This window comes from Streptomyces sp. x-19 (genome assembly GCF_046549115.1).
Classification (GTDB): Bacteria; Actinomycetota; Actinomycetes; order Streptomycetales; family Streptomycetaceae; genus Streptomyces; species Streptomyces albulus_C.
The window spans coordinates 58,743-83,277 of record NZ_JAJPWK010000006.1 but is presented as its reverse complement, the minus strand read 5'-3'; the positions used below and the strand labels follow the sequence as shown (position 1 = coordinate 83,277).

The window sequence follows — 24,535 nt, the reverse complement described above, 5'->3', positions numbered from 1 at the left end:
CATGGCTGATCTTTCGCGGCGTTCGCTGCTCAGGGGCATGGGCGGAATCGGTGTGACCGGGGCGCTGGCCGCCATGACGGGATGCGGGGTGCCGCCGGCGTACGTCGAGGCCGCGGACCGCGAGGCCCCGGACCGCTCCGCCCGGGAGCGCGAGTTGGTCTTCGCCAACTGGCCGCTCTACATCGACGTCGACGACCACGACAAGCAGCGCCGCCCCACGCTGGACGCGTTCCAGAAGCGCACCGGGATCTCCGTGACGTACACCGAGGAGATCAACGACAACGACGAGTTCTTCGGCAAGATCAGCCCGGCGTTGATGAACCACCAGGCCACCGGGCGCGACCTGATCGTCATCAGCGACTGGATGTGCGCCCGGTTCGTCCGGCTCGGCTGGGTCGAGACCATGGACCGCAAGGCCCAGCCGAACGTCGCCGAGCACCTCGACCCGCTGCTGCGCACCCCGCACTTCGACCCCGGCCGCCTGCACTCGGTGCCCTGGCAGTCCGGCATCACCGGCATCGCCTACAACCGCAAGAAGCTCGGTCGGCAGATCAAGCACACCTCCGACCTGTGGAAGCCGGACCTGCGCGGCCGGGTGACGTTGCTGTCCGGGCTGGACGAGGCGTTCGCCATGCTGCTCCAGGGCAACGGCGCCGACATCACCCGCTGGACCGCCGACGACTTCCACCGGATGATCGACCAGGTGGGCGGCCTGGTGCGCAAGGGGCAGATCCGCCGGTTCACCGGCAACGACTACATCAAGGACCTGGACTCCGGCGACGTGCTCGCCGCGCAGGCGTACTCCGGCGACGTGATCCAGTTGCAGGCGGACAACCCCGACATCGAGTTCGTGGTTCCCGAAGAGGGTGCGGAGCTGTGGGCGGAGAGCATGATGATCCCCAACCTCGCGGCCCACAAGCGCAACGCCGAGCGGCTGATCGACTACTACTACCAGCCGGAGGTCGCGGCCGAACTCGCCGCCTGGGTCAACTACGTCTGCCCGGTGCCGGCCGCGCGTGAGGTGCTCGCCTCCTCCAAGGACAAGGAGCGGGCGCAGCTGGCCGAGGACCCGCTGATCTTCCCCGACGCGGAGATGCGCAAGCGGTTGGCCATCGCGCGGGACATCACCGCGAAGGAGCGGACCGAGTTCGCCAAGGCGTGGAACGGGATCGTGGGGCTGTAGGGCGAGCGGGCCTGGATGGTGCCGGTGCCGTGCTGCTGTCGGGCCGGTCAACTCGCGTGCCACAAGCGGTGGTTGTGGTGATCTCCGTGGTGAAGTCGAAGGCTTCCGGGACGTCGGGGGCGGGTGCGCCGGCCGGGGCTTTGGGGGCGGCTGAGTCCTGCGGCGCGTCGCTCGGCCCGTGTGCGTCGGCTGGGGGGCGGGCTGCCGCCGGCGGTCACGCTGGGGCTGTTCGCCGCCTGGGCGCTGCACGACGCCGAGGAGGTGGCCTTCGGGTCGCGCTGGGTGCGGGCGAACGTGCCGGCGCTGCGGAACCGGTTCCCGCAGGTGCCCGAGCGGGTTTGGCGGGCGGTGGAGGGCGTCACCCAGCGGGAGTTCGCCGCGGCGGTGGCGGTGATGGCGACGATCGTGGGCGCCGCGGCGGTCCGCGGGCACCGCACCGGCGGCCGATCCGCGTTCTTCCAGGTGGCGCTGGACGGCTTCGGGCCGCACGGCCTGCTGCACCTGGCCCAGGCGGCCGCCGCCCGCGGCTACACCCCGGGGTCGGCGACCTCGCCCGTGCTCGTCGTTCCGTTCACGCGCTGGGCCCGCGGGCGGCTGCGGCGGGCCGGACGGCTGCGGCTCACGACCCCGGGCGGGGTGCTCCGCGGTGTCGCCGCGGCGGCCGGCGCCACGGTCGTCTCGCACGCGGTGGCGCGACGGCTGGTCAAGGGCTGAGGGCCCCGGACCGGCCGCCGGCCGCCGGTGGGGCGAGCCCTAGCCGCGCCACCCCGCCGCGTACGCGTCGATCTCGGCGGACAGTCGGGCCTTGGCCGCGTCGTCCATGAAGGCGGCGGTGACCGCGTTCTTGGCGAGGGCGGCCAGGCCGGTGGTGTCCAGGCCCAACAGGCGGGCGGCGACGCCGTATTCGGTGTTGAGGTCGGTACCGAACATCGGCGGGTCGTCGCTGTTGATGGTGACCAGGACGCCGGCGTCGACCATCTCCTTCACCGGGTGCTCCGCCAGCGTGCGGACGGCCCGGGTGGCGATGTTGGAGGTCGGGCAGACCTCCAGCGGGATGCGGTGCTCGGCGAGGTGCGCCAACAGCTTCGGATCCTGGGTGGCGCTGGTGCCGTGGCCGATCCGCTCGGCGCGCAGGTCCGTCAGGGCGTCCCAGATGGTGCCGGGGCCGGTGGTCTCCCCGGCGTGCGGGACGGAGTGCAGGCCGGCGGCGATGGCCCGGTCGAAGTACGGCTTGAACTGGGGCCGGGGCACGCCGATCTCGGGGCCGCCCAGGCCGAACGAGACCAGGCCCTCGGGCTGCAGCTCGCAGGCGATCCGGGCGGTCTCCTCGGCGGCGGCCAGACCCGCCTCGCCGGGGATGTCGAAGCACCAGCGCAGCACCACGCCCAGCTCGGCCTCGGCGGCCTTGCGGGCGTCCTCGATGGCTTCGACGAAGGCGGCGTCCGGGATGCCGCGGCTGGTCGAGCTGAAGGGCGTGACCGTCAGCTCGGCGTAGCGGATCTGCTGCCGGGCCATGTCGCGCGCGACCTCGTACGTCAGCAGGCGGACGTCCTCGGCGTCGCGGATCAGGTCCACGACGGAGAGGTAGACCTCGATGAAGTGCGCGAAGTCGCGGAAGGTGAAGTAGTCGGCGAGCGCCTCGGGGTCGCTGGGCACGGCGGAGTCCGGGTGCCGGGCGGCCAGTTCGGCGACGATCCGCGGGGAGGCCGAGCCGACGTGGTGGACGTGCAGCTCCGCCTTGGGCAGGCCCGCGATGAAGGCGTCGAGGTCGGACAACGGATCCTCCTGGGAGAGGGCGCCGGGTGAAGGGCGCGCGGCGGACGGTCGGGGCGATCCGGTCATCGTATGGGGGCGGCCGGACGGTCGACGCGGCCGGTCGGGGCCGGTGCGGCCCCACGGGACGGCGCCGCTCCCTCGGTGCCTAGACGGCGCCGCCCGCGGCCAGCTGCTGCCGGGCCGCCATGAGGGCGAAGCCGAGGAGGTTCAGCCCGCGCCAGCGGGCCGGGTCGGCGGCGCGGTCGTCGTCGGCGGCCAGCCCGATGCCCCATATCCGGTCCACCGGGCTGGCCTCCACCAGGACCCGGGAGCCGGTGCCCAGCAGGAACTCCCGCAGCTGCGGGTGCTGGCCGAACTTGTGCCGGCTGCCCTCGACGACCAGGGCGAAGCGGTGCCGCCGCCAGACCTCCTCGGCGAAGCCGCGCACCGTCCGCCCGGCCTCCTTGGCCTGCTGGGGGTGGGCCGCGGCGAGCGCCCGCCGCTCGGCTTCGGCGTCCCCGAAGAGCCGGGCCTTACCGGCCATCATCCAGTGCTCGGCGGTGGCGTACCGGACGCCGTCGACGGTGAAGGGGGCGGGCCACCACTGGCTGAAACAGCTCGCCCCGACGCCGCCGTCACGGGGCGGGCGGTGGCCCCAGAAGTGGACGTACTTCACCCGCTCGCCGGCGGCGGTCTGCGCCACCACCTCCTCGACCGAGCGCGGGCCGTCCGCGGTACCGGGGGTGGGCGGGCTCGGGGTGGCTGCCGGGTTGTCGTGCATCATGCCGGGATTCTGTCAGCGAGCACTGACAACGTGTCGGGGTTTTCCGCCACCGAATTCGCAGAATTCGTCGCGTAACCAAAAGGCAACAACGGAATCACTTGTTGGTCGCCTTCAGCTCTGTCAGGATCGGCCATCGATTCCGGAAATAGCTACGCCTGGCAGTGCCGCTGAGCGGCCCCGGCGCCCGGCGGAGGAGAGCACCATGGACCAGCGATTCGAAGTGACCGAGCGATTCGCCGCGGGGGCGCAATTCATCGCCGGGAGCCTGCGGAGCGGCACCTCCGGCCGTACCCAGGACGTCGTCGACCCGGCCACCGGCGAGACCGTCCTGCGGTACGAACTCGCAGGTACCGACGACGTGGACGCCGCGGTGGCGGCGGCCGCGCGGGCCCTGCCGGGATGGGCGGGCGCCACGCCCGGCGAACGGTCCGACACCCTGCACCGCTTCGCCGCGGCACTCACCGAGGACGCCGCGGACCTCGCCGCCGCCGAATCCCTCAACTGCGGAAAGCCAATCAAGCTCAGCAAAGAGTTCGACGTTCCGGGCAGCATCGACAACGCCGCGTTCTTCGCCGGTGCCGCCCGCCACCTGGAGGGCAAGGCGGCCGGGGAATACAGCGGCGACCACACCTCCGCAGTCCGCCGCGAACCGGTCGGCGTGGTCGGCTCCATCGCGCCCTGGAACTATCCGCTCCAGATGGCCGCCTGGAAGGTCCTGCCGGCCATCGCCGCGGGCAACACCATCGTGCTGAAGCCCGCCGAGATCACCCCGCTGACCTCCCTGATGTTCGCGCAGGCCGCGCAGCGCGCCGGGCTCCCCGACGGTGTCTTCAACGTGGTTTCCGGCGCCGGCCGGGACGCCGGCGAGCACCTGGTCGGCCACCCCGACGTCGCCATGACCTCCTTCACCGGCTCCACCGCCGTCGGCAAGCGGGTCGCCGAGATCGCCACCGGCACCGTCAAGCGGCTCCACCTGGAACTCGGCGGCAAGGCCCCGTTCGTGGTCTTCGACGACGCCGACCTGGAGGCCGCCGTGCACGGTGCGGTCGCCGGCGCCCTGATCAACACCGGCCAGGACTGCACCGCCGCCACCCGCGCCTACGTCCAGCGGCCGCTCTACGACGCGTTCGTCAGCGGCGTGGCGGACCTGATGGCGACCGTGCGGCTGGGCGACCCCTTCGACCCGTCCACCGACCTCGGACCGCTGATCTCGCACACCCAACGGGACCGGGTGGCCGGGTTCGTCGAGCGGGCCCGCGGCTACGCCACCGTCGTCACCGGCGGCGAGGCGCCCCAGGGCGAGCTCGCCAAGGGCGCCTACTACCGGCCGACGCTGATCACCGGGGCCGCGCAGGACAGCGAGGTCGTGCAGTCCGAGATCTTCGGCCCGGTGCTGGTCGTGCTGCCCTTCGACAGCGACGACGAGGGCCTCGCGCTCGCCAACGACACCCCCTACGGGCTGGCCGCGTCCGCCTGGAGCCGGGACGTCTACCGCACCGCCCGGGCCACCCGCGAGATCAACGCCGGCTGCGTCTGGATCAACGACCACATCCCGATCATCAGCGAGATGCCGCACGGCGGCGCCAAGGCGTCCGGTTTCGGCAAGGACATGTCGGCGTACTCCTTCGAGGAGTACACGCAGGTCAAGCACGTCATGTACGACATCACCGGGGTGGCCAGGAAGGACTGGCACCGGACGATCTTCGGGGACCGTGCCTGACCCGGCCCGACCGGACGCCCCGGCCGCGGGTGCCGCACCACCCGCGGCCGGGGCCGCGCACCACCGCCACACCGGCCGCCCGCCGGGCACAACCCCCTTGAAAGGCCACCGCGCATGGAGCACCACGAGCAGTTGGCACCCCCGGCCCCCGCGGCCCCCCTGTCGGCGGACGAACTCCGCGCCATGCGCCGCAGCCTGACCACCGGCCGGCTCGCCATGACCCGCCGCTCGCTGCTGCGCGCCGGCGGCGCCCTGGCGGCCGTGGCGGGCGGCGGCGCGGCCCTGTCGGCCTGCGGCATCGCCCCCGCCGGCCGCACCGACGCCGCCCTGACCGTGGACCGCTCCCCGGCGGAGAAGCGCCTGAACTTCTCCAACTGGACCGAGTACATGGACGTCAGCGACGACGGCAAGCGCCACCCCACGCTGGACGCCTTCCAGCGGCGCACCGGCATCGCCGTGACGTACACCGAGGACATCAACGACAACGACGAGTTCTTCGGCAAGATCCAGGCCCAGCTCGCCAACGGGCAGGACACCGGCCGCGACCTGATCGTGCTCACCGACTGGATGTGCGCCCGGATGATCTCCCTGGGCTGGATCCAGCCGCTCGACGCGGAGCGCCTGCCGCACGCCCGGGCCAACCTCTCGGCCCAGTTCCGCGACCCCGCCTGGGACCCGGGCCGCAAGCACTCCTACGTCTGGCAGGGCATCCCCGCGATCATCGCGTACAACGTCAAGGCCACCGGCGGCCGGAGGGTCGACTCGATCAGCCAGCTGCTGGAGGACCCGCAGCTCAAGGGCCGGGTCGGCTTCCTGTCCGAGATGCGCGACACCGTCGGACTGACCCTCCTGGACATGGGCAAACGGCCCGAGGACGTCACCGCCGACGACTACGACGCCGCGCTGGCCCGGCTCCAGAAGGGTGTCGACTCCCAGCAGATCCGTCGCTTCACCGGCAACGACTACACCAACGACCTGGACAAGGGCGACCTCGCCGCGTGCGTCGCCTGGGCCGGCGACGTCGTCCAACTGCAGAGCGACAACCCCGACATCCGCTACGCCGTGCCCCAGGCCGGCTACATGACCTCCACCGACAACCTGATGGTGCCCAGCAAAGCCCGCCACAAGGGGAACGCCGAACGGCTCATCGACTACTACTACGAGCCGAAGGTCGCGGCCCGGCTCGCCGCGTACATCAACTACGCCTGCCCCGTCGGCGGGGTGCGCGAGGAACTCGCCAAGATCGACCGGACGTTGGCGGAGAACCCGCTGATCCTGCCGGACGAGGAGATGGCCGCCCGGTCGCACTCCTTCCGCGCCCTGACCCCCCGGGAGAGCAGGGTGTTCAACCAGAAGTTCGCCGACCTCACCGGCGCCTGAGCCGGCCCTCACGGCGCCCGGTCCGCACACCAGGCCCGCCCGAGCCGCTTCGCCCTTCGACCCACGGGACGACCCACATGACCCACACCGCGACCCCCAGCAGCGGCGGCGACGTCCGTCTGCACCGGATCAGCAAAACCTACGGCTCCTTCACCGCCGTACAGCCGCTCGACCTCACCATTCCCGCCGGGTCCTTCTTCGCGCTGCTGGGCGCCTCCGGCTGCGGCAAGACCACCACCCTGCGCATGATCGCCGGCCTGGAGGAGCCCACCACCGGGACGGTCGAACTCTCCGGCCAGGACGTCACCGCCCTGCCGCCCTACAAGCGGCAGGTCAACACCGTCTTCCAGAACTACGCGCTCTTCCCGCACCTGGACATCTACGAGAACGTCGCCTTCGGACTGCGCCGCCGCGGCGTCAAGTCCGTCAAGAAGCAGGTCGAGGAGATGCTCGACCTGGTCCAGCTCGGCCCGATGGCGCGCCGCAGGCCGCAGCAGCTCTCCGGCGGCCAGCAGCAGCGGGTCGCGGTCGCCCGGGCGCTGATCAACCACCCCGAGGTGCTGCTGCTGGACGAGCCGCTCGGCGCCCTCGACCTCAAGTTGCGCCGCCAGATGCAACTGGAGCTCAAGCGCATCCAGACGGAGGTCGGCATCACCTTCGTGCACGTCACCCACGACCAGGAGGAGGCCATGACGATGGCCGACACCGTGGCCGTGATGAACGGCGGCCGGGTCGAACAGCTCGGCGCCCCCGCCGAGTTGTACGAGAACCCCGCCACCACCTTCGTCGCCAACTTCCTGGGCACCTCCAACCTCATACCGGCCGAGGTCACCGAGGCCGACGGCACCGCACTCGTCCTGACCGCCGGCGGCGCCACGCTCCGGCTGCCCACCCGACGCTGCAACACCCCGGCCCGCAAGGGCGAGAAGGTACTGGCCGGCTTCCGCCCGGAGAAGGTCGCCCTGGCGCACGCCGACGACGCCGCGGCGGTCCCCGAGGGCCACAACCGGATGGCCGGCCGCGTGAAGATCGCCAGCTTCATCGGCGTCTCCACCCAGTACGTCGTCGACGTCCCCGGCGTCGGCGAACTCTCCGTCTACGAGCAGAACATCGGCCGGGACGGCCGCCTGGTCCCCGGCGCCGACGTCGTCCTGCACTGGGAGCCGGAGCACACCTTCGGGCTCGACGCGGCACAGTCCCTGCTCGCCGGGACCACGGACGACGAGGGCGCGGAGCTCGACGGGGAGGCCGCATGACCGCCACCGCCGCCCCCGCACCACCGGACGAGCAGAGCGACGACGAGGCGCTGCCGCTCCGCAAGACCCCGGCCCGCAAGCGCCTGGTGCCGTACTGGCTGCTGCTGCCCGGCATCCTCTGGCTGATCGTCTTCTTCGCCGCCCCGCTCGTCTACCAGGCGTCGACCTCGATCCAGACCGGCTCCCTCGAAGAGGGCTTCAAGGTCACCTGGCACTTCGCCACCTACTGGGACGCGCTGGCCGAGTACTGGCCGCAGTTCGTGCGCTCGGTCAGCTACGCGGCCGTCGCCACCGTGCTCTGCCTGCTGCTCGGCTACCCCCTGGCGTACCTCATCGCCTTCAAGGCCGGCCGGTGGCGCAACCTCGTGATGATCCTCGTCATCGCCCCGTTCTTCACCAGCTTCCTGATCCGCACCCTGGCCTGGAAGACGATCCTGGCCGACGGCGGCCCGGTGGTCGGCGCGCTCAACGCGCTGCACCTCCTGGACGTCACCAGCGCCCTGGGCATCACCGAGGGGCACCGGGTGCTGGCCACCCCGCTGGCCGTGGTCTGCGGCCTGACCTACAACTTCCTGCCGTTCATGGTCCTGCCGCTCTACACCTCGCTGGAGCGGATCGACCCGCGGCTGCACGAGGCCGCCGGCGACCTCTACGCCCGCCCGGCCACCACCTTCCGCCGGGTCACCTTCCCGCTCTCCATGCCCGGCGTCGTCGCCGGTACCCTGCTGACCTTCATCCCGGCCGCCGGCGACTACATCAACTCCGAACTGCTGGGCTCCACCGACCAGAAGATGATCGGCAACGTCATCCAGTCGCAGTTCCTGCGGGTCCTGGACTACCCGACCGCCGCCGCGCTCTCGTTCCTCCTCATGGCGGCCATCCTCGCCATGGTCACGCTCTACATCCGCAAGTCCGGGACGGAGGATCTGGTCTGATGGCGGCAACCGACACCCCCGCGCAGGACCCGACCGCGACCACGGCCCCGGCCGCCGCACCGGCCCCCCGGCGTGGCTCCGGCAAGGGCCTGCGGTGGCTGCGCCGCAACCTCGTCACCCTGGCGGGACTGGCCACGCTGGCCTACCTGATCCTGCCGAACGTCGTGGTGATGGTCTTCTCCTTCAACAAGCCCAACGGGCGCTTCAACTACCAGTGGACGCGGTTCTCCACCGACGCCTGGACCGACCCGTGCGGCGTCGCCGACATGTGCGGCTCGCTCGGGCTGAGCCTGGAGATAGCCGTCTGGGCCACCGTCGGCGCGACCGTCCTCGGCACCATGATCGCGTTCGCGCTGGCCCGCTACCGCTTCCGCGCCCGCGCGGCCGTCAACACCCTGATCTTCCTGCCGATGGCGATGCCCGAGGTGGTCATGGCCGCCTCGCTGGCGACCCTGTTCCTCAACATGGGCATCCAGTTCGGCTTCTGGACGATCCTGATCGCCCACATCATGTTCTGCCTGAGCTTCGTCGTCACGGCCGTCAAGGCCCGCGTGATGAGCATGGACCCGCGACTGGAACAGGCAGCCCAGGACCTCTACGCCACCCCGGTGCAGACCTTCCTGCGGGTGACACTGCCGATCGCCGCGCCCGGCATCGCCGCCGGCGCCCTGCTCTCCTTCGCGCTCTCCTTCGACGACTTCATCATCACCAACTTCAACGCCGGCTCCACCGTGACCTTCCCCATGTTCGTCTGGGGATCGGCACAGCGGGGCACACCCGTTCAAATCAATGTCATCGGTACGGCGATGTTCCTGGTCGCCGTCCTCTGCGTGCTCGCCGGCCAACTGGCCGGAACCCGACGTAAGCACAGTAAGCACAGCAAGCACAGTAAGCGCAGCAAACGCAGCTAGAGGAGCTGAGAACCATGGCACGAGCTGCCATGAAGACCTCGGGGGCCTCCCCCGTCCACGCACTGGCCGACGCCGCCCGCACCCCGTTCTGGTTGGAGGACCCGGCGCGGCCGGCCGTCGAACCCGCCCTCGTCGGCGACGAACACTGCGACCTGCTGGTCGTCGGCGGGGGGTACTCCGGACTGTGGACCGCGCTGCTGGCCAAGGAGCGCGACCCGCAACGCGACGTCGTCCTCATCGAGGGCCAGGAGATCGGCTGGGCCGCCTCCGGCCGCAACGGCGGCTTCTGCGCCGCCTCCCTCACACACGGCCTGGGCAACGGGCTGTCCCGCTGGCCCGGTGAACTGGGCAAGCTGGAGGAGCTGGGCGCCCGCAACCTCGACGCCATCGAGGACGCGGTCGCCCGCTACGGCATCGACTGCGACTTCGAGCGCACCGGCGAGATCGACGTCGCCACCGCCCCGCACCAGGTCGCCGAGCTCCGCGAGATGGCCGACGAGGCCGCGGAACTGGGCCTGACCGGACAGGAGTTCCTCGACCGCGACGCGGTCCGCGCCGAGGTCGACTCGCCGACCTTCCTCGCCGGCCTGTGGGACCGCACCGGCGTCGCCATGGTGCACCCGGCCAAGCTGGCCTGGGGCCTGAAGCGGGCCTGCCGGTCGCTGGGCGTGCGCGTCTACGAGCACACCCCCGGCACCGAGCTGTCCTCGCGCGGCCCGGGCATCGCGGTCCGCACCCCGTACGGCCGGGTCTTCGCCCAGCACACGGCGCTCGCCACCAACGCCTTCCCGTCACTCGTCAAGCGGGTCCGCCCGTTCATCGCGCCGGTCTACGACTACGCCCTGATGACCGAGCCGCTCAGCGCCGAACAGCTCGCCGCCATCGGCTGGAAGAACCGGCCGGGCCTGAGCGACAGCGCCAACCACTTCCACTACTTCCGCATCACCGCGGACAACCGGATCCTGTGGGGCGGCTACGACATCATCTACCGCTACGGCGGCGGCGTCCGGGCCGAGTACGACCACCACCCCGACACCTACCGCAAGCTCGCCCAGCACTTCTTCACCTGCTTCCCGCAGTTGGAGGGCCTGCGCTTCACCCACACCTGGGGCGGCGCCATCGACACCTGCTCCCGCTTCTCGGCGTTCTTCGGCACCGCCCACGGCGGCCGGGCCGCGTACGCGCTCGGCTACACCGGGCTCGGCGTCGGCGCCACCCGCTTCGGCGCCGAGGTGATGCTGGACCTGCTGGCGGGGGAGCGCACCGAGCGGACCGAGCTGGAGATGGTGCGGAGCAAGCCGCTGCCGTTCCCGCCCGAGCCGGTGCGCTCGCTCGGCATCGGCATCACCCAGTGGTCGATGACCCGCGCCGACGAGAACGGCGGCCGGCGCAACCTGTGGCTGAAGGCCATGGACAAGGTCGGGCTCGGCTTCGACAGCTGACCGATCGACCTCCCGACGCACGTCCGGGGCGGGCGGCCCACCGGCCGCCCGCCCCCGCGCGCTCCCGGGCGCCCCGCCACCGGGGCGCAGATTCCTCCGCGGACCCGTGTAAGGATCACCGGGCACGCCCCTCTCCCCTGGAGACACGGCCCACCCGGGCCGGGAACGGGAGGGGACGAGATGACCACAATGAGGGCGAACGCCGCGGTGGACTGGCTGGTGTCGGCCGCACCGGACCCCGACGCCTGCCGCCGGGCCTGGGAGCGCAACCCGCTCGGGGTGACGCTGCTGGAGGCCGGCCGGTGCTGGGACGTCCTGATCGTCGGGGGCGCCCTCGGCCGCCCGGCGCTGGAGGTGCTGGCCCGGGGCCGGGACCGCCCCGGACCCGTCCTGTCGGACTTCCGCGACGCCCGCACCGGCTTCTTCGTGCCGCCCGGCACCGCCGCCCGCTGGCTGGGCACCGGCGTGCGCGGCGCCGGCCCCGGCACCTGGATCGTGGTGCCGTACCCCGGCCGGGCGACCGGCGGCGTCCGCTGGGCGGTGCCGCCGGACGGCTCCGGGACGCTCACCGACCCGGCGGCGCTGGAACGAGCGCTGCACGCGGCGGTGGCGGCCCGCGACCGGGGAGCGTGAACCCGCCGGCCCGGACCGCGCCGATCCCGCACGGCGTTAGCGATGAGTTAGTGGATCATCAGCCGTCCCCGGCACGGTGGTGTGTGCGGGGCGACCGCCGCGCCGCGCAACGGACCTTGAGGAAACCACCATGTCGCACCGCACCGCGCTCCGTAGGGGCCGCACCGTCGCCGTCGCCGGCCTGATCACCGCCGCCGCGTTCGGCCTCACCGCCTGCAACGGCACCGGCGGCTCCGCCGCCGCCCCGGCCGCGTCCGCCGCCGCGGACAACGGTGCCGGGAACAGCACCGGCTCCGGGAGCAGCACCGGCTCCGGGAGCAGCACCGGCGCCGGCGGCACGACGGGCGGTTCGGGCAGCGCCGGCACCCCGTCCGCGAAGGCCGGCGACGGTGCCGCCGCGGCGGCCGGCGACGGCACGGGGCGGGGCGGCGACCAGGTGGCCCGCTGCACCACCGACGGGCTGCAGGCCGGCTGGGGCTCGGAGGGCGGCGGCGTGCCGGACATGAAGACCGACCAGCAGCAGACCGTCGCGGTGTGGCTGAAGAACATCAGCGGCTCCCCCTGCCGCATCTCCGGCTTCCCCGGCGTCCAGATCAAGGGCACCGAGGGCACCACCTGGGACCTGCGCCGCTCGGGGCAGGCGCCGCAGCCGAAGGTGCTGAAGCCGAACGCGCACACCTCGTTCACCATCACGTTGCTGCCCGGCACCCGCGCCGACGACCACAAGGTCGAGCCCGGCCTGGTGCTGATCACCCCGCCGAACGAGAAGAAGCACTTCCAGCTCCAGTGGCCGTACGGCGGCGCCATCCTGGACCAGTCCGGCGCCACCCACCCCGGCACCTTCGTCAACCCCGTCAACGTGCCCTAACCGGGCCGGCCGGACCCCTGATCGGCGGTGCGGCAGGTGCGGGCCCGTCCGCCCCACCGGCCGCACACCGCGCACCACAGCGGCAGCAGCACCCCCGCCAGGCACCAGCCACCGAGCACGTCCAGCGGCCAGTGGTACCCCTGCCGCACCAGCCCCAGCCCGACCCCCGCATTGAGCAGCCCGGTCCCCGCCGCGACCAGCCACGCGCCGGCGGACGCGGCCGCCCTCCGGCCGCCGGAGGGCGGCTTCGACCGGTGCGTCCGCGGCGCCGCGTGCGCCCGCACCAGCAGCAGCGCCACCAAGCCGTAGGCGACGGCCGCCGTCGTCCCGTGCCCCGACGGGTAGAACCCCTCGTGCGACCCCGCCATCTCCGGCGGCCCCGGCCGATCCAGCCACACCTTGAACGGCACGACGAGCGCCGGCACGGCGGCCAGGATGCCCAACGCGGCGACCGGCGGCAGCCACGCCCGACGGCGCTCGCCTGACGCGCCCCGGTGCAGCCGCCACCCGGCCCACGCCGCCGCCACCAGCAACACCGGCAGCGCCACCGACGTGTTGCCGAGGTCGGCGAAGAACTGCGCGGGCGGCCGGGGCACGGCACTCGTGGCCACCTCGCGACCGAGCCGCTCGTCGAACCCCCGCACCGCGCCGTGGGCCGCCACCTGCCAGGTGACCAGCAAGAAGAGCAGCGCACTGCACAGCGCGACCAGCCCGTACCGCCGGACCGCCACTCCCTCTGCACCCCCAGCGCGACGAGGCTCCCTGGAACCGCCCGCATCACCGGTACCACCGGGACCGCCAGAACCACCGGAGCCGGCCGACCCACCAACGCGCCGCTGCCACGGCCGCCACCAACAACGCCACCGCATCAGGCGGAACACCCCCCCACACCGCATCACGCGCCCCACTCCAACACACCGCACGCGCACGCCACGCACCCGCACCGCACCGCGGTACACACAGAACGACGAGCCCGGAACGCCGGCACCGGAGTGCCCGCCGCCGGAAGCAGAAATCCGAACACGAAAATGCGGCCGCTCCGGAACGGGGGGGTGGTTCCGGAGCGGCCGCGCAGACCGGTGGCCCGCGCGCCCCGGGGGGTCTGGGGCGGGCGGACATCCGATCGGTGAGGATTCCCGGAATCCCCGTGCCAGGGGTCCGGTGGTGTGCGCGAGGGCACGGCCAGGTCGAAGCCAGGAAAGCGCCGACCGGGCACCACCCGCAGTCCCCTGTGGGTGGGTGTTTCTCTCATCTGCAGAAACCGTACGGCACCCGGAGCGCGCCCCGTAAGCCGCATCACGCGCCCGCCATTGCCCCCGCACATCTTCTTCACTCGTCGCGCGGCCGGCTCCGTTCCGCCCCGTCGTGACCGTATCCCGCCCCTGCGCCAGCGGCGCCGACGCACGGGGCGCGGCCCGGGACGCGGTCCGCACCGCGCCCCGGGCCGCGCCCGGAAGGTCCTGCTCGGATGCGTCCCCAGGACGCGGACGCTCAGAGCGTGCCGAAGACCGTCTCCAGGATGTCCAGGCCCTCGTTCAGCAGGTCCTCGCCGATCACCAGCGGCGGCAGGAAGCGGAGCACGTTGCCGAACGTACCGGTCGTGAGGACCAGCAGGCCCTCCTGGTGGCACGCCTTGGCGAGCGCCGCGGTGGCCTCCGGGTTGGGGTCCTTGGAACCCGACTTGACCAGCTCGATCGCGATCATCGCACCGCGGCCGCGGACCTCGCCGATGACGTCGAACTTCTCCTGCATCGCGGTCAGGCGGCCCTTCATGACCTCCTCGATGCGCTTGGCCTTGGCGTTCAGGTCCAGCTCGCGCATGGTCTCGATCGAGCCGAGCGCGGCGGCGCAGGCCACCGGGTTGCCGCCGTAGGTGCCGCCCAGGCCGCCCGCGTGCGCGGCGTCCATCATCTCGGCGCGGCCGGTGACGGCCGCCAGCGGCAGACCGCCCGCGATGCCCTTGGCGGTCGTGATGAGGTCCGGCACGATGCCCTCGTCCTCACACGCGAACCACTGGCCGGTGCGGCAGAAACCGGACTGGATCTCGTCGGCGACGAAGACGATGCCGTTTTCCTTCGCGAAGTTCGCGATGGCCGGGAGGAAGCCCTTGGCCGGTTCGATGAAGCCGCCCTCGCCGAGCACCGGCTCGATGATGATCGCCGCGACGTTCTCGGCGCCGATCTGCTTGGTGATCTGCGTGATCGCCTGGTCGGCGGCCTCCTGCGCGCAGTTCTCCGGACCGGTCAGCCAGCGGTAGGGGTAGGCCAGCGGCACGCGGTAGACCTCGGGCGCGAACGGGCCGAAGCCGTGCTTGTACGGCATGTTCTTCGCGGTCAGCGCCATCGTCAGGTTGGTCCGGCCGTGGTAGCCGTGGTCGAACACGACGACCGCCTGGCGCTTGGTGTACGCCCGGGCGATCTTGACGGCGTTCTCGACCGCCTCCGCACCGGAGTTGAACAGCGCCGACTTCTTGGCGTGGTCGCCCGGCGTCAGCTCGGCCAGCTGCTCACAGACCTCGACGTACGGCTCGTACGGCGTGACCATGGCACAGGTGTGGGTGAAGTCGGCGAGCTGCGCGACGGCCCGGCGTACCACGGCCTCCGCGCTGTTGCCGACCGACGTCACCGCGATGCCGGAGCCGAAGTCGATCAGGGAGTTGCCGTCCACGTCCTCCAGGACACCGCCGCCCGCGCGCTTGACGAAGACGGGCAGCACCGCGCCGACACCGGCGGCCACGGTCTTCTGCTTGCGGGCCCACAGCTCCTGCGACTTGGGGCCGGGGATCGCGGTGACGACGCGACGCTCCTGGGGGAGGGCGGGGCCTCCGGACAGTTCGGTCATGGCAGTCTCCTGGGGGTGGAACACGGACGTACAGAGGTCTTGTTCTCGCAGGTTAGGGGCGGTGGGCCGGGTCTGGCATGTTCCGTTCGGGAGAAGTGCGCGTGTTGCGTTGTCCGCACCGGACATAGCCACGGGGCGCGGCCAGTAAATTGAGCGGCGGCGCACCCGGCATGGGCACGCCCACGCGGGCAGGACAACGACAGGCCGGCGAACCAACGCGGCCGGCCACGTCTCAAGGGGGACAAGGGGCACCGGATGGACACCGAGGGCACGCAGGACGCACAGCACACCGCCGCACCTCCGCCGTCCGCGGAGTGGCGCCCCGACCCCGCGGTGCCGCGGCCGGCCGCACCGCACACCCCGCCGCGGCCCACCGCGCCGCCGGCCATGCCGACCGCTCCGCCGACCGTTCCTGCCGCCGGGTCCGCCGGGGCACCGCCGGCGCTGCTGACCTGGCTGCGCACGCCACGGCCGGCCGCCGCCCCCGGAATCTGGACGTACGGGCACCGCCCCCGCGCGGCGAAGGAACCGGAACGGATCCCCTTGCGGCAGCTGATCAGCGGAGCGGTGATCGCGGCACTGTGCGGTTGGCTGCTGTGGTCGCTGTTGTGGAACGGTTATCTCGGCCCCTACTGGTACTGGCCGCTCCGACTTCTGCGTCCGGACTCCTGGGCCGCTGCGCAGACGTCGGACGACCACACGGCGTTCCTGGTGGTCAGCAATGCCTACTACGGACTGTGGATCCTCGGGATCGCGTTCTTCTTCGGCCGTCTGGGCCGCTGGCCCGAGCTGCTCCGTCGCGTTCTGGGCCCCGCGCTCCGCCGCCTCCGGGACCGGGCCCCCGCCGCAAAGCCCGAACCGGCCACCGATCCCGCGCAGTGGCCCGAACTCCGTGCCCACGGTGCCCCCGACGCCGCCGACAAGCTCGCGGCCGAGGCCCGGACGGGTGCGATGAACGACGTCGACGTGGCGCGCATCCGGCGCGCCTGGCGTTCGGTGCGCACCGGCCGGAACTCCCTGGCCTCCTTCACCGACACCGTCCTGCGGCACGGCGCCGCGGCCTGCGCCCACCCCTCGGGCGCCCGCGACCTGGCCCAGCGCACCGCCCAGCACGACCTGCTCGCCCACCAGGTTCGGATCGGCACCGCTGCCGACCACGTGCGCAATCCGTACCAGCACCGGGGCAGTGGCTGTGCGTTGGATCCCCGGGTGCTGGGCACGTCGCTGCTGGCCGTCGGGCCGGCGGGGAGCGGCAAGACCACCCGGTTGGTGCGCCCGGTGGTGGAGGCGATGTGCCTCCAGGCGCTGGCCGGGCAGTGCGCGGTCGTCGCGGTCGGCCCGGCCGGTTCGTCCCTCGGCCCCGACGGCGCCTTCGACGTGGTGGTGCGCATCGGCCGTCCGGATCCGGACTGCGACCTCGACCTCTACGGGGGCACCACCGATCCCGACGAGGCCGCCGGCGTCTTGGCGGAGGCCCTGGTCGGGGACCTCGCCGAGCAGCTCCCCGGTGGCGACAGCCGGCGCGCGGCGACCGCCCTGGCCCAGTTGCTCGGCCCGTTCCGCGCGGCGCACGCCCGCTTCCCGACCGTGCCGGAACTGCGTGAGCTCCTGGACGGCGCGCCGCCGGCGATGGCCGCACTGCGCACGGCTCTGGAGGCGGCCGGCGGACACACGCTGCTGCGGGAACTCGACGCCCGCGCCCGCCAGTCGCAGCGCCCCGGTGACGTCGCCCTGCTGCTCGCCGACCGCATCGCGCTGCTCGACCGCCCCGCCTTCGCCGGCTTCTTCGATCCGACGGGAGCCACCCGGCAGGTGTCGCTGCGGTCCCTGGACCACCCCCTGCGGGTCCGTATCGAGCTGCCCGAACGCGGCCATGCCGAGGCGTCCCGGATTCTCGCCCGGTTGGTGCTGGCGCAGTTCACGGAGTGCGCGGTGGCCCGTGCCGACCGTTCCCTGTTCGCCTGCCTGGTCCTGGACGAGGCCGCGCACACCATCACCGCGGAGGCGTTGCGGGGTCTGCAGCGTCTCCGCTCGGCCAACGCCGGTGCGGTGCTGACCCTGCGCTCGCTGGACGACGTCCCCGAGACGTTGCGCAGCGCCCTGCTCGGCTCGGTGGGCTGCCGGATGGCGTTCGCGGGCGTCACACCGTGGGACGGGGCGCCGTTCGCCGAGGTGTGGGGCAAGGAGTGGGTGGAGACCCGCGATGTGACGGACCGGCAGATCATCGCCCACGGTGCCGGGATGAAGGCGTTCCACCTCGTCCGTCAGTTGGTCACCGGGAAGGCCGCCACTTCGAAGGCGATCACCGTCCGCACCGTCGAGCGGGAGCGCTGGTCCGCCTCGGACCTCGCGAACGCGCTTCCGGCCGGCCACGCCGTCCTCTCCGTGACCACGGTCGAGGGTGAGCACGCGCCTCCGGTGTTGATCGACCTCCGGCCCTGACCCGCCGTTCGGGGGCCCTCCGTGCGTGCCCCCTGTACCGTCCACGGCATCGTCGCGGTCATGATCCGTCCGGGCGGTGGCGACGGGTCCGGGCAGGGGGGCGCGCGCTTTGGGGGGCGGGCCGGAGGGTGCGCGGGGGCGTCCCGCGCCGAATGCGCCGCCGGGGAGTGTTCCCGAAACCGTCCGTTGAGGCAGAATCGGCATCAGCCGTTCATACGGGACGGCGTACATGCCAGCCGTTCATACGGACGGTGCAGACGATCGGCGGGAGTCGGCAGGGGACCGGCAGGGTGACTCGGCCGCCGGTCGCGGTCGTGCCGTCCGCCGGAGCCATCGAAGGTCTCATGCCGCACACCCTCGCCTCCCTGGTCAACCACACCGCGCTCAAGCTGACCGTGCTCGCGGGCGAGGACCGGCTGGACGCCCCGGTGCGCTGGGCGCACGCCAGCGAGCTGATCGACCCGGTGCCCTACATGGAGGGCGGTGAGCTGCTGCTGATCACCGCCCTCAAGCTCGACGCGGAGGACCCGGAGACCGCGGACCGGTACGTGCGCCGGGTCGCCGAGGCCGGCGTCGTCGGGCTGGGCTTCGCGGTCGGGGTGAACTACGAGGGGGTGCCCGAGGCGCTGGTCGAGGCGGCGCGCCGGCACCACCTGCCGCTGCTCGGGGTGCCGCGCCGGACGCCGTTCATCGCGATCAGCAAGGCGGTGTCGGCGTCCGTGGCGGCCGACCAGTACCGCGCGGTGACCGCCGGTTTCGAGGCCCAGCGCGAGCTGACCCGGGCGGCGCTCGGCGCCGAGGGGCCGGCCGAACTGCTGGCCCGGCTCGCGTCGCACCTGGACGGCTGGGCGGCGCTCTACGACGCCTCGGGCGCGGTGGTGGCGGCCGCCCCGGAGTGGGCGGCGCGGCGGGCGGCCCGGCTCGCGGAGGACGTGGCGCGGCTGCGGGAGCGGCCGGCGCCGGCCAGTTCGGTGGTCAGCGACACCGACGGCGACGACCGGGTGGAGCTCCAGACGCTGGGCACCGGGCGGCGGGCCCGCGGGGTGCTCGCCGTGGGGACCGGTGCGCCGCTCGGCACCGCCGAGCGGTACGCGGTGCACTCCGCGGTCGCCCTGCTGACGTTGACCACCGAACGCTCCCGGGCGCTCCAGGACGCCGAGCAGCGGCTGGGCGCCGCGGTGCTGAAGATGCTGCTGGCGGGCGAACCGGACCACGCCCGGGCCGTGGCGGGCCGGCTCTACGGAGGGCTGCTGGACGCCCCGTTCCGCATGGTGGTGGCCGAGCCGGTGCCCTCCGACGACCAGCCGTCCCCCGCCAAGCTCCCGTCCGCCCCCGAACCGGGGGGATCCCCGTCGTCGGGCGCCGGCGCCGTGCCCGTCCTGGACGCGCTCGCCGACGCCATGGAGTCGGCCGCCGCCCGGAGTGGTGAAGCGGTCCTCGCGGTACCGGACGCCGGCCGGCTGATCGTGCTGGTCACGGATGGCGGGGCGGCCGCTGACGCCTGCACCGCGTTCGCCGCCGCTGCCGAGGCGCGGCTCGGTGCGGCGCCCCGTCCGCGCGGCCGCAACGGCCGGAGCGGCGCCGCCCGGGAGACCGAGGGGCTGGCCGTGGGCCTCTCCGCGCCCACCGGGCCGATGGCCGCCGCCAACGCCTACCGCCAGGCCGAACAGGCGCTGTCCGTGGCCCGCCGCCGCGGCCGCGCCCTGGTGGAGCACGAGGACGTGGCGGCCGGCTCGGTGCTGCCGCTGCTCGCGGACGACGCGGTGCGGGCGTTCGCCGACGGGCTGCTGCGGGCGCTGCGCGAACACGACGCGACCGGCCGTGGCGACCTGGTGGCGTCCCTGCGCGCCTGGCTGGCCCGGCACGGCCAGTGGGACGCGGCCGCCGCCGACCTGGGCGTCCACCGCCACACCCTGCGCTACCGGATGCGGCGGGTGGAGGAGATCCTCGGCCGCTCGCTGGACGATCCGGACGTCCGGATGGAGCTGTGGCTGGCGTTGAAGGCCACGTCGTCCCAGGTGGGGGAGTAGGCGACACGCCCGGGCGGGGCTGCGGGTCGGGTGGCTCCGGCCCGTGCGGGACGCGCGCCGCTCCGGCGGGGAGCGCCCCGTCGACCGCGGTCACGGGCCCCGGTGGACCACCCGCGCACGGCGTCCGGGCCCCTCGTGGCCCTCCCGCGGACCGGTTCCGGGCCCCCGTGGACTCCACCGCGGAGAGGCGAACCCGTGGATTACGCCGCTTCGGACAAGCGCCAGGAGGCCGTCGCGCCCCTACGGTGGGCTGCAGAGTCCTACGCCAAGCCGCTCCCAGAGCCGCGCGTGCACCACCCACCATCATGAAGGGCCGGGATCCACTGTGCCGAACACTGCTGCAGCCCCCACCGCCTTCTGGCTCGCCGGCCGTGAGGCCACCGGCGAGACCACCTTCGACGTCAGCTCCCCCTGGGACGGACGTCTCGTCGGCACGGTGAGCGTTCCCACCGAGGCCCAGGTCGAGGAGGCCGTCGCCGCCTCCGTCGCGGTCCAGGACGAGCTGGCCGTGACCCCCGCCCACGTGCGGGCCGCCGCCCTGGACCACGTGGTGCGCGGGCTGGTGGAGCGCACCGAGGAGATCGCCCAGCTGATCTCCGCCGAGAACGGCAAGCCCATCAAGTGGGCCCGCGGCGAGGTCGGCCGCGCCGTCTCCGTGTTCCGCTTCGCGGCCGAGGAGGCCCGCCGCTTCAACGGCGGCGAGGCGCAGCGCCTGGACACCGACGCGGGCGGCGCCGGCCGTCTCGCGCTGACCCGCCGCTTCCCGCGCGGCACGGTCCTGGGCATCGCGCCGTTCAACTTCCCGCTGAACCTCTGCGCCCACAAGATCGCCCCGGCCATCGCCGCCGGCGTCCCGATCATCCTCAAGCCGGCCCCGGCCACCCCGCTCTCCGGCCTCATCATCGGTGAGCTGCTCGCCGGCACCGACCTGCCCGCCGGTTCCTGGTCGATCCTCCCGGTCCCCAACGACCGCATGGAGGCGCTGGTCCAGGACGAGCGGCTGCCGGTCATCTCCTTCACCGGCTCCGACACGGTCGGCTACGCCATCCTCGACTCCGTGCCGCGCAAGCACTGCACCCTGGAGCTCGGCGGCAACGGCGCGGCCGTCGTCCTGCCCGACTGGTCCTCCGAGGAGGACCTGGACTGGGCGGCGCAGCGCATCGCCACCTTCTCCAACTACCAGGGCGGCCAGTCCTGCATCTCGGTGCAGCGGGTCATCGCCGACGCCTCGGTCTACGACCGGCTGGTCGCCAAGGTCGTGGAGCGGGTCGAGGCCCAGGTCACCGGCGACCCGACCGACCCGGAGACCGAGGTCGGCCCGCTGGTCAGCGAGGCCGCGGCGCAGCGCGTGGAGTCCTGGGTGAACGACGCCGTCGAGCGCGGCGCCAAGCTCCTCACCGGCGGCAAGCGCGACGGTGCCTCCTACGCGCCGACCGTGCTGGAGGACGTGCCGGCCGGCGCGACCCTCGCCACCGAAGAGGTCTTCGGTCCGGTGCTCACCCTCAAGAAGGTCGACGGCGTCGACGCGGCGTTCGCAGCCGTCAACGACTCCAAGTTCGGCCTCCAGGCCGGCGTGTTCACCCACGACGCCCGGACCGCCTTCCGCGCGCACCGCGCGCTGGAGGTCGGCGGCGTGGTGATCGGCGACGTGCCGTCCTACCGCGCCGACCAGATGCCCTACGGCGGCGTCAAGCAGTCCGGCGTCGGCCGTGAGGGCGTCCGCTACGCGATGGACGACTACACCTACGAGCGGGTCCTGGTCCTCACCGGACTGGACCTGTAGGCCGCAGGGAATTCCCGTGGCCGGGCGGGCCGCGTTCGTCGGCCCGCCCCGCACCCTCCGATCCGGCCTGGCTTGGTGGACAGCGACGGCCATCCCTTGGGCCGTACCGCCCGCCAGGTCCGGGCCGGCGCACCCCCCGGCGCCGGCCCCCGTGCGCGGCGCGCTCCGGCACCCTGTTTCCGGAGCGCGCCGCGTCCCCCCCCCCGCCGTCCGGCACTGGCTCCGCCAGGCCGGACCTCCGACGCTACGGCCCCGCTCCGCCCCGGTTCCTCCTGACCGAGGCGGATGCGGGGCCTTGCCGTTGGGGGGAAGACCGCCGACGCACGTACAACCAGCGCGGTACGCCGCCCCCCCCGCAGGGCCGGTACGGGGGCTCGGTCCGCCCCGTCGGCCGGGCGGCCGGAGCCGCGCGCGAACGCCTTCGCGGCCGTCCGTTCCGCCTCGCGCCGGGACTCGTCGGCGGGCGCCGCTCCGCTGGTGCAACCGGTGCGGATCGGGTACTTGTCACAAGTAGCACTGCCCGCCGGCCGACCGGTCCGTCGGCGGCACTCCCGATCCGCGGCGAGGTGAGTTCCCGATGACCGCTCCGTCCATCCGCAACGTTTCCGAGCGCGAAGCCCGACAGGTCGCCGAGGCGGCCCGTGAGCAGGACTGGCACAAGCCCAGCTTCGCCAAGGAGCTGTTCCTGGGGCGCTTCCGGCTCGATCTCATCCATCCGCACCCGACCCCGTCCGTGGACGACGTCCGGCGCGGCGAGAAGTTCCTCGCCACGCTGCGGGAGTTCTGCGAGACGCAGGTCGACGGCGCCCGGATCGAACGGGACGGCCGGATCCCGGACGAGACCGTGCGGGGCCTGAAGGAACTGGGCGCCCTGGGCATGAAGATCGACCCCAAGTACGGGGGCCTCGGCCTCACCCAGGTCTACTACAACCGCGCGCTCGCCCTGGCCGGCTCGGCCAGCCCGGCGATCGGCGCGCTGCTCTCCGCGCATCAGTCGATCGGCGTACCGCAGCCGTTGAAGCTCTTCGGCACCCAGGAGCAGAAGGAGGCGTTCCTGCCGCGGCTGGCCCGCACGGACATCTCGGCGTTCCTGCTCACCGAGCCCGACGTCGGTTCCGACCCGGCCCGGCTGGCCACCGCCGCGGTGCCGGACGGCGACGACTACGTCCTCGACGGCGTGAAGCTGTGGACCACCAACGGCGTGGTCGCCGACCTGCTGGTGGTGATGGCCCGGGTGCCCGCCTCGGAAGGCCACAAGGGCGGCATCACCGCCTTCGTCGTCGAGGCCGACTCGCCCGGCATCACCGTCGAGAACCGCAACGCCTTCATGGGCCTGCGCGGTCTGGAGAACGGCGTCACCCGCTTCCACCGGGTGCGGGTGCCGGCCGCCAACCGCATCGGCCCCGAGGGCGCCGGCCTGAAGATCGCCCTGACCACGCTCAACACCGGCCGGCTCTCGCTGCCCGCGATGTGCGCCGGCACCGGCAAGTGGTGCCTGAAGATCGCCCGCGAGTGGTCCGGCGCCCGCGAGCAGTGGGGTCGCCCGATCGCCAAGCACGAGGCGGTCGGCGCCAAGATCTCCTTCATCGCGGCGACCACCTTCGCCCTGGAGGCGGTCGTCGACCTCGCCTCCCAGATGGCCGACGAGAACCGCAACGACATCCGCATCGAGGCCGCCCTCGCCAAGCTCTACGGCTCCGAGATGGGCTGGCAGATGGCCGACGAACTGGTCCAGATCCGCGGCGGTCGCGGCTTCGAGACCGCGGACTCCCTCGCGGCCCGGGGCGAACGCGCGGTCCCCACCGAGCAGATGCTGCGCGACATGCGGATCAACCGGATCTTCGAGGGCTCCACGGAGATCATGCACCTGCTGATCGCCCGGGAGGCGGTGGACGCCCACCTGTCCGTCGCCGGCGACCTGATCGACCCCGACAAGACCCTCGCCGACAAGGGCAAGGCCGCCGCCAAGGCCGGCGGATTCTACGCCCGCTGGCTGCCCAAGCTCGTCGCCGGAGCCGGTCAACTCCCGCGCACCTATGCGGAGTTCGGTGAACTCGCGGGCCACCTGCGGTACGTGGAGCGGACCTCGCGCAAGCTCGCCAGGTCCACGTTCTACGCGATGTCCCGCTGGCAGGGGAAGATGGAGACCAAGCAGGGCTTCCTCGGCCGGATCGTCGACATCGGCGCGGAGCTGTTCGCCATGAGCGCGGCCTGCGTGCGGGCCGAGCACCTGCGGCTCACCGGCAACCACGGCCGGGAGGCGCACCAACTCGCCGACGCCTTCTGCCGCCAGGCCCGGATCCGCGTCGAGGAACTGTTCCACCGACTGTGGACCAACACCGACGAACTCGACCGCAAGGTCGTCTCCGGCGTCCTCGGCGGCCGCTACACCTGGCTGGAGGAGGGCGTCGTCGACCCCAGCGGGGACGGCCCCTGGATCGCCGACGCCACCCCCGGCCGCTCCACCAAGGACAACGTCCGCCGCCCCTTCCAGTAGGGCGGGGCCAGCTCGTACGGGCGGCCCGCGGGTCGCCCGTACGAGGTGCCGGCGCCCTCGGTGGCCGGGGCACCG

Annotated in this window: 18 protein-coding genes; 14 read left to right on the top strand and 4 right to left on the bottom strand. The window is 73.0% G+C overall.

What is annotated here, in order from left to right; genetic code table 11:
* Position 1 precedes the first annotated feature (1 nt).
* Both ACLJT4_RS17445 and ACLJT4_RS17440 read left to right on the top strand, forming a co-directional pair.
* Entirely contained in the window at positions 2–1,183 is a 1,182-nt protein-coding gene (locus ACLJT4_RS17445; protein ID WP_411123233.1) for a spermidine/putrescine ABC transporter substrate-binding protein, read from the top strand.
* Between the two features lie 180 nt (positions 1,184–1,363).
* Entirely contained in the window at positions 1,364–1,897 is a 534-nt protein-coding gene (locus ACLJT4_RS17440; RefSeq protein ID WP_411123232.1) for an HXXEE domain-containing protein, read from the top strand.
* 39 nt (positions 1,898–1,936) lie between these two features.
* Here the strand turns inward: ACLJT4_RS17440 and ACLJT4_RS17435 are convergent, their stop codons facing one another.
* The gene (locus ACLJT4_RS17435) at positions 1,937–2,959 is read right to left on the bottom strand and encodes an adenosine deaminase (RefSeq protein ID WP_411123231.1); all 1,023 of its coding nucleotides are present in this window, start codon (positions 2,957–2,959) and stop codon (positions 1,937–1,939) included.
* A 145-nt stretch (positions 2,960–3,104) separates the two neighbouring features.
* Complete coding sequence (locus ACLJT4_RS17430) at positions 3,105–3,722, bottom strand: NADAR family protein (protein WP_411123230.1); 618 nt, start codon at positions 3,720–3,722, stop codon at positions 3,105–3,107.
* Positions 3,723–3,924: 202 nt separating this feature from the next.
* On the opposite strand from ACLJT4_RS17430, the gene ACLJT4_RS17425 reads away from it, so the two are divergent.
* The 8 genes from ACLJT4_RS17425 (at position 3,925) to ACLJT4_RS17390 (ending at position 12,867) form a co-directional block, all read left to right on the top strand.
* Complete coding sequence (locus ACLJT4_RS17425) at positions 3,925–5,442, top strand: gamma-aminobutyraldehyde dehydrogenase (RefSeq protein ID WP_411123229.1); 1,518 nt, start codon at positions 3,925–3,927, stop codon at positions 5,440–5,442.
* Between the two features lie 114 nt (positions 5,443–5,556).
* Entirely contained in the window at positions 5,557–6,822 is a 1,266-nt protein-coding gene (locus ACLJT4_RS17420; protein ID WP_411123228.1) for a spermidine/putrescine ABC transporter substrate-binding protein, read from the top strand.
* A 77-nt stretch (positions 6,823–6,899) separates the two neighbouring features.
* Entirely contained in the window at positions 6,900–8,078 is a 1,179-nt protein-coding gene (locus tag ACLJT4_RS17415; RefSeq protein ID WP_038522037.1) for an ABC transporter ATP-binding protein, read from the top strand.
* Positions 8,075–9,013, top strand: coding sequence for an ABC transporter permease (locus ACLJT4_RS17410; RefSeq protein ID WP_411123227.1), 939 nt, complete (start codon positions 8,075–8,077; stop codon positions 9,011–9,013). The genes ACLJT4_RS17415 and ACLJT4_RS17410 overlap by 4 nt, the downstream gene beginning before the upstream one ends.
* Positions 9,013–9,924 (top strand): ABC transporter permease, encoded by a 912-nt coding sequence (locus ACLJT4_RS17405; RefSeq protein WP_411123226.1) that lies wholly within the window; start codon positions 9,013–9,015, stop codon positions 9,922–9,924. The genes ACLJT4_RS17410 and ACLJT4_RS17405 overlap by 1 nt, the downstream gene beginning before the upstream one ends.
* A gap of 14 nt (positions 9,925–9,938) precedes the next feature.
* On the top strand, positions 9,939–11,366 hold the full coding sequence (locus tag ACLJT4_RS17400; protein ID WP_411123225.1) for an NAD(P)/FAD-dependent oxidoreductase: 1,428 nt from the start codon (positions 9,939–9,941) through the stop codon (positions 11,364–11,366).
* Positions 11,367–11,555: 189 nt separating this feature from the next.
* Complete coding sequence (locus tag ACLJT4_RS17395; protein ID WP_411123413.1) at positions 11,556–11,999, top strand: hypothetical protein; 444 nt, start codon at positions 11,556–11,558, stop codon at positions 11,997–11,999.
* A 130-nt stretch (positions 12,000–12,129) separates the two neighbouring features.
* Positions 12,130–12,867 (top strand): DUF4232 domain-containing protein, encoded by a 738-nt coding sequence (locus tag ACLJT4_RS17390; RefSeq protein WP_411123224.1) that lies wholly within the window; start codon positions 12,130–12,132, stop codon positions 12,865–12,867.
* Here the strand turns inward: ACLJT4_RS17390 and ACLJT4_RS17385 are convergent.
* Together ACLJT4_RS17385 and gabT are read right to left on the bottom strand one after the other, a co-directional pair.
* Positions 12,864–13,598 (bottom strand): phosphatase PAP2 family protein, encoded by a 735-nt coding sequence (locus ACLJT4_RS17385; RefSeq protein WP_411123223.1) that lies wholly within the window; start codon positions 13,596–13,598, stop codon positions 12,864–12,866. The two genes, ACLJT4_RS17390 and ACLJT4_RS17385, sit on opposite strands and share 4 nt — an antisense overlap.
* A gap of 760 nt (positions 13,599–14,358) precedes the next feature.
* Positions 14,359–15,708, bottom strand: coding sequence for a 4-aminobutyrate--2-oxoglutarate transaminase (gene gabT / locus ACLJT4_RS17380; RefSeq protein ID WP_411123222.1), 1,350 nt, complete (start codon positions 15,706–15,708; stop codon positions 14,359–14,361).
* A 255-nt stretch (positions 15,709–15,963) separates the two neighbouring features.
* Here gabT and ACLJT4_RS17375 point away from each other — a divergent pair, with 255 nt between their 5' ends.
* The 4 genes from ACLJT4_RS17375 to ACLJT4_RS17360 all read left to right on the top strand — a co-directional run bounded on the left by ACLJT4_RS17375 (position 15,964) and on the right by ACLJT4_RS17360 (position 24,460).
* Complete coding sequence (locus tag ACLJT4_RS17375) at positions 15,964–18,150, top strand: ATP-binding protein (protein ID WP_411123221.1); 2,187 nt, start codon at positions 15,964–15,966, stop codon at positions 18,148–18,150.
* A 344-nt stretch (positions 18,151–18,494) separates the two neighbouring features.
* Positions 18,495–20,180, top strand: coding sequence for a PucR family transcriptional regulator (locus tag ACLJT4_RS17370; protein ID WP_411123220.1), 1,686 nt, complete (start codon positions 18,495–18,497; stop codon positions 20,178–20,180).
* Positions 20,181–20,505: 325 nt separating this feature from the next.
* Positions 20,506–21,963 (top strand): aldehyde dehydrogenase family protein, encoded by a 1,458-nt coding sequence (locus ACLJT4_RS17365; RefSeq protein WP_411123219.1) that lies wholly within the window; start codon positions 20,506–20,508, stop codon positions 21,961–21,963.
* 577 nt (positions 21,964–22,540) lie between these two features.
* Positions 22,541–24,460, top strand: coding sequence for an acyl-CoA dehydrogenase family protein (locus tag ACLJT4_RS17360; RefSeq protein WP_411123218.1), 1,920 nt, complete (start codon positions 22,541–22,543; stop codon positions 24,458–24,460).
* Positions 24,461–24,535: the final 75 nt, after the last annotated feature.

What these genes read in the sequence shown, in the direction of transcription:
- ACLJT4_RS17400 (WP_411123225.1), top strand. Translation starts at nt 9,939, where the DNA reads ATGGCACGAGCTGCCATGAAGACCTCGGGGGCCTCCCCCGTCCACGCA.
- ACLJT4_RS17360 (WP_411123218.1), top strand. Translation starts at nt 22,541, where the DNA reads ATGACCGCTCCGTCCATCCGCAACGTTTCCGAGCGCGAAGCCCGACAG.
- ACLJT4_RS17370 (WP_411123220.1), top strand. Translation starts at nt 18,495, where the DNA reads ATGCCGCACACCCTCGCCTCCCTGGTCAACCACACCGCGCTCAAGCTG.
- ACLJT4_RS17410 (WP_411123227.1), top strand. Translation starts at nt 8,075, where the DNA reads ATGACCGCCACCGCCGCCCCCGCACCACCGGACGAGCAGAGCGACGAC.
- gabT (WP_411123222.1), bottom strand. Translation starts at nt 15,708, where the DNA reads ATGACCGAACTGTCCGGAGGCCCCGCCCTCCCCCAGGAGCGTCGCGTC.
- ACLJT4_RS17415 (WP_038522037.1), top strand. Translation starts at nt 6,900, where the DNA reads ATGACCCACACCGCGACCCCCAGCAGCGGCGGCGACGTCCGTCTGCAC.
- ACLJT4_RS17405 (WP_411123226.1), top strand. Translation starts at nt 9,013, where the DNA reads ATGGCGGCAACCGACACCCCCGCGCAGGACCCGACCGCGACCACGGCC.
- ACLJT4_RS17420 (WP_411123228.1), top strand. Translation starts at nt 5,557, where the DNA reads ATGGAGCACCACGAGCAGTTGGCACCCCCGGCCCCCGCGGCCCCCCTG.
- ACLJT4_RS17395 (WP_411123413.1), top strand. Translation starts at nt 11,556, where the DNA reads ATGAGGGCGAACGCCGCGGTGGACTGGCTGGTGTCGGCCGCACCGGAC.
- ACLJT4_RS17375 (WP_411123221.1), top strand. Translation starts at nt 15,964, where the DNA reads ATGGACACCGAGGGCACGCAGGACGCACAGCACACCGCCGCACCTCCG.
- ACLJT4_RS17425 (WP_411123229.1), top strand. Translation starts at nt 3,925, where the DNA reads ATGGACCAGCGATTCGAAGTGACCGAGCGATTCGCCGCGGGGGCGCAA.
- ACLJT4_RS17430 (WP_411123230.1), bottom strand. Translation starts at nt 3,722, where the DNA reads ATGATGCACGACAACCCGGCAGCCACCCCGAGCCCGCCCACCCCCGGT.
- ACLJT4_RS17445 (WP_411123233.1), top strand. Translation starts at nt 2, where the DNA reads ATGGCTGATCTTTCGCGGCGTTCGCTGCTCAGGGGCATGGGCGGAATC.
- ACLJT4_RS17390 (WP_411123224.1), top strand. Translation starts at nt 12,130, where the DNA reads ATGTCGCACCGCACCGCGCTCCGTAGGGGCCGCACCGTCGCCGTCGCC.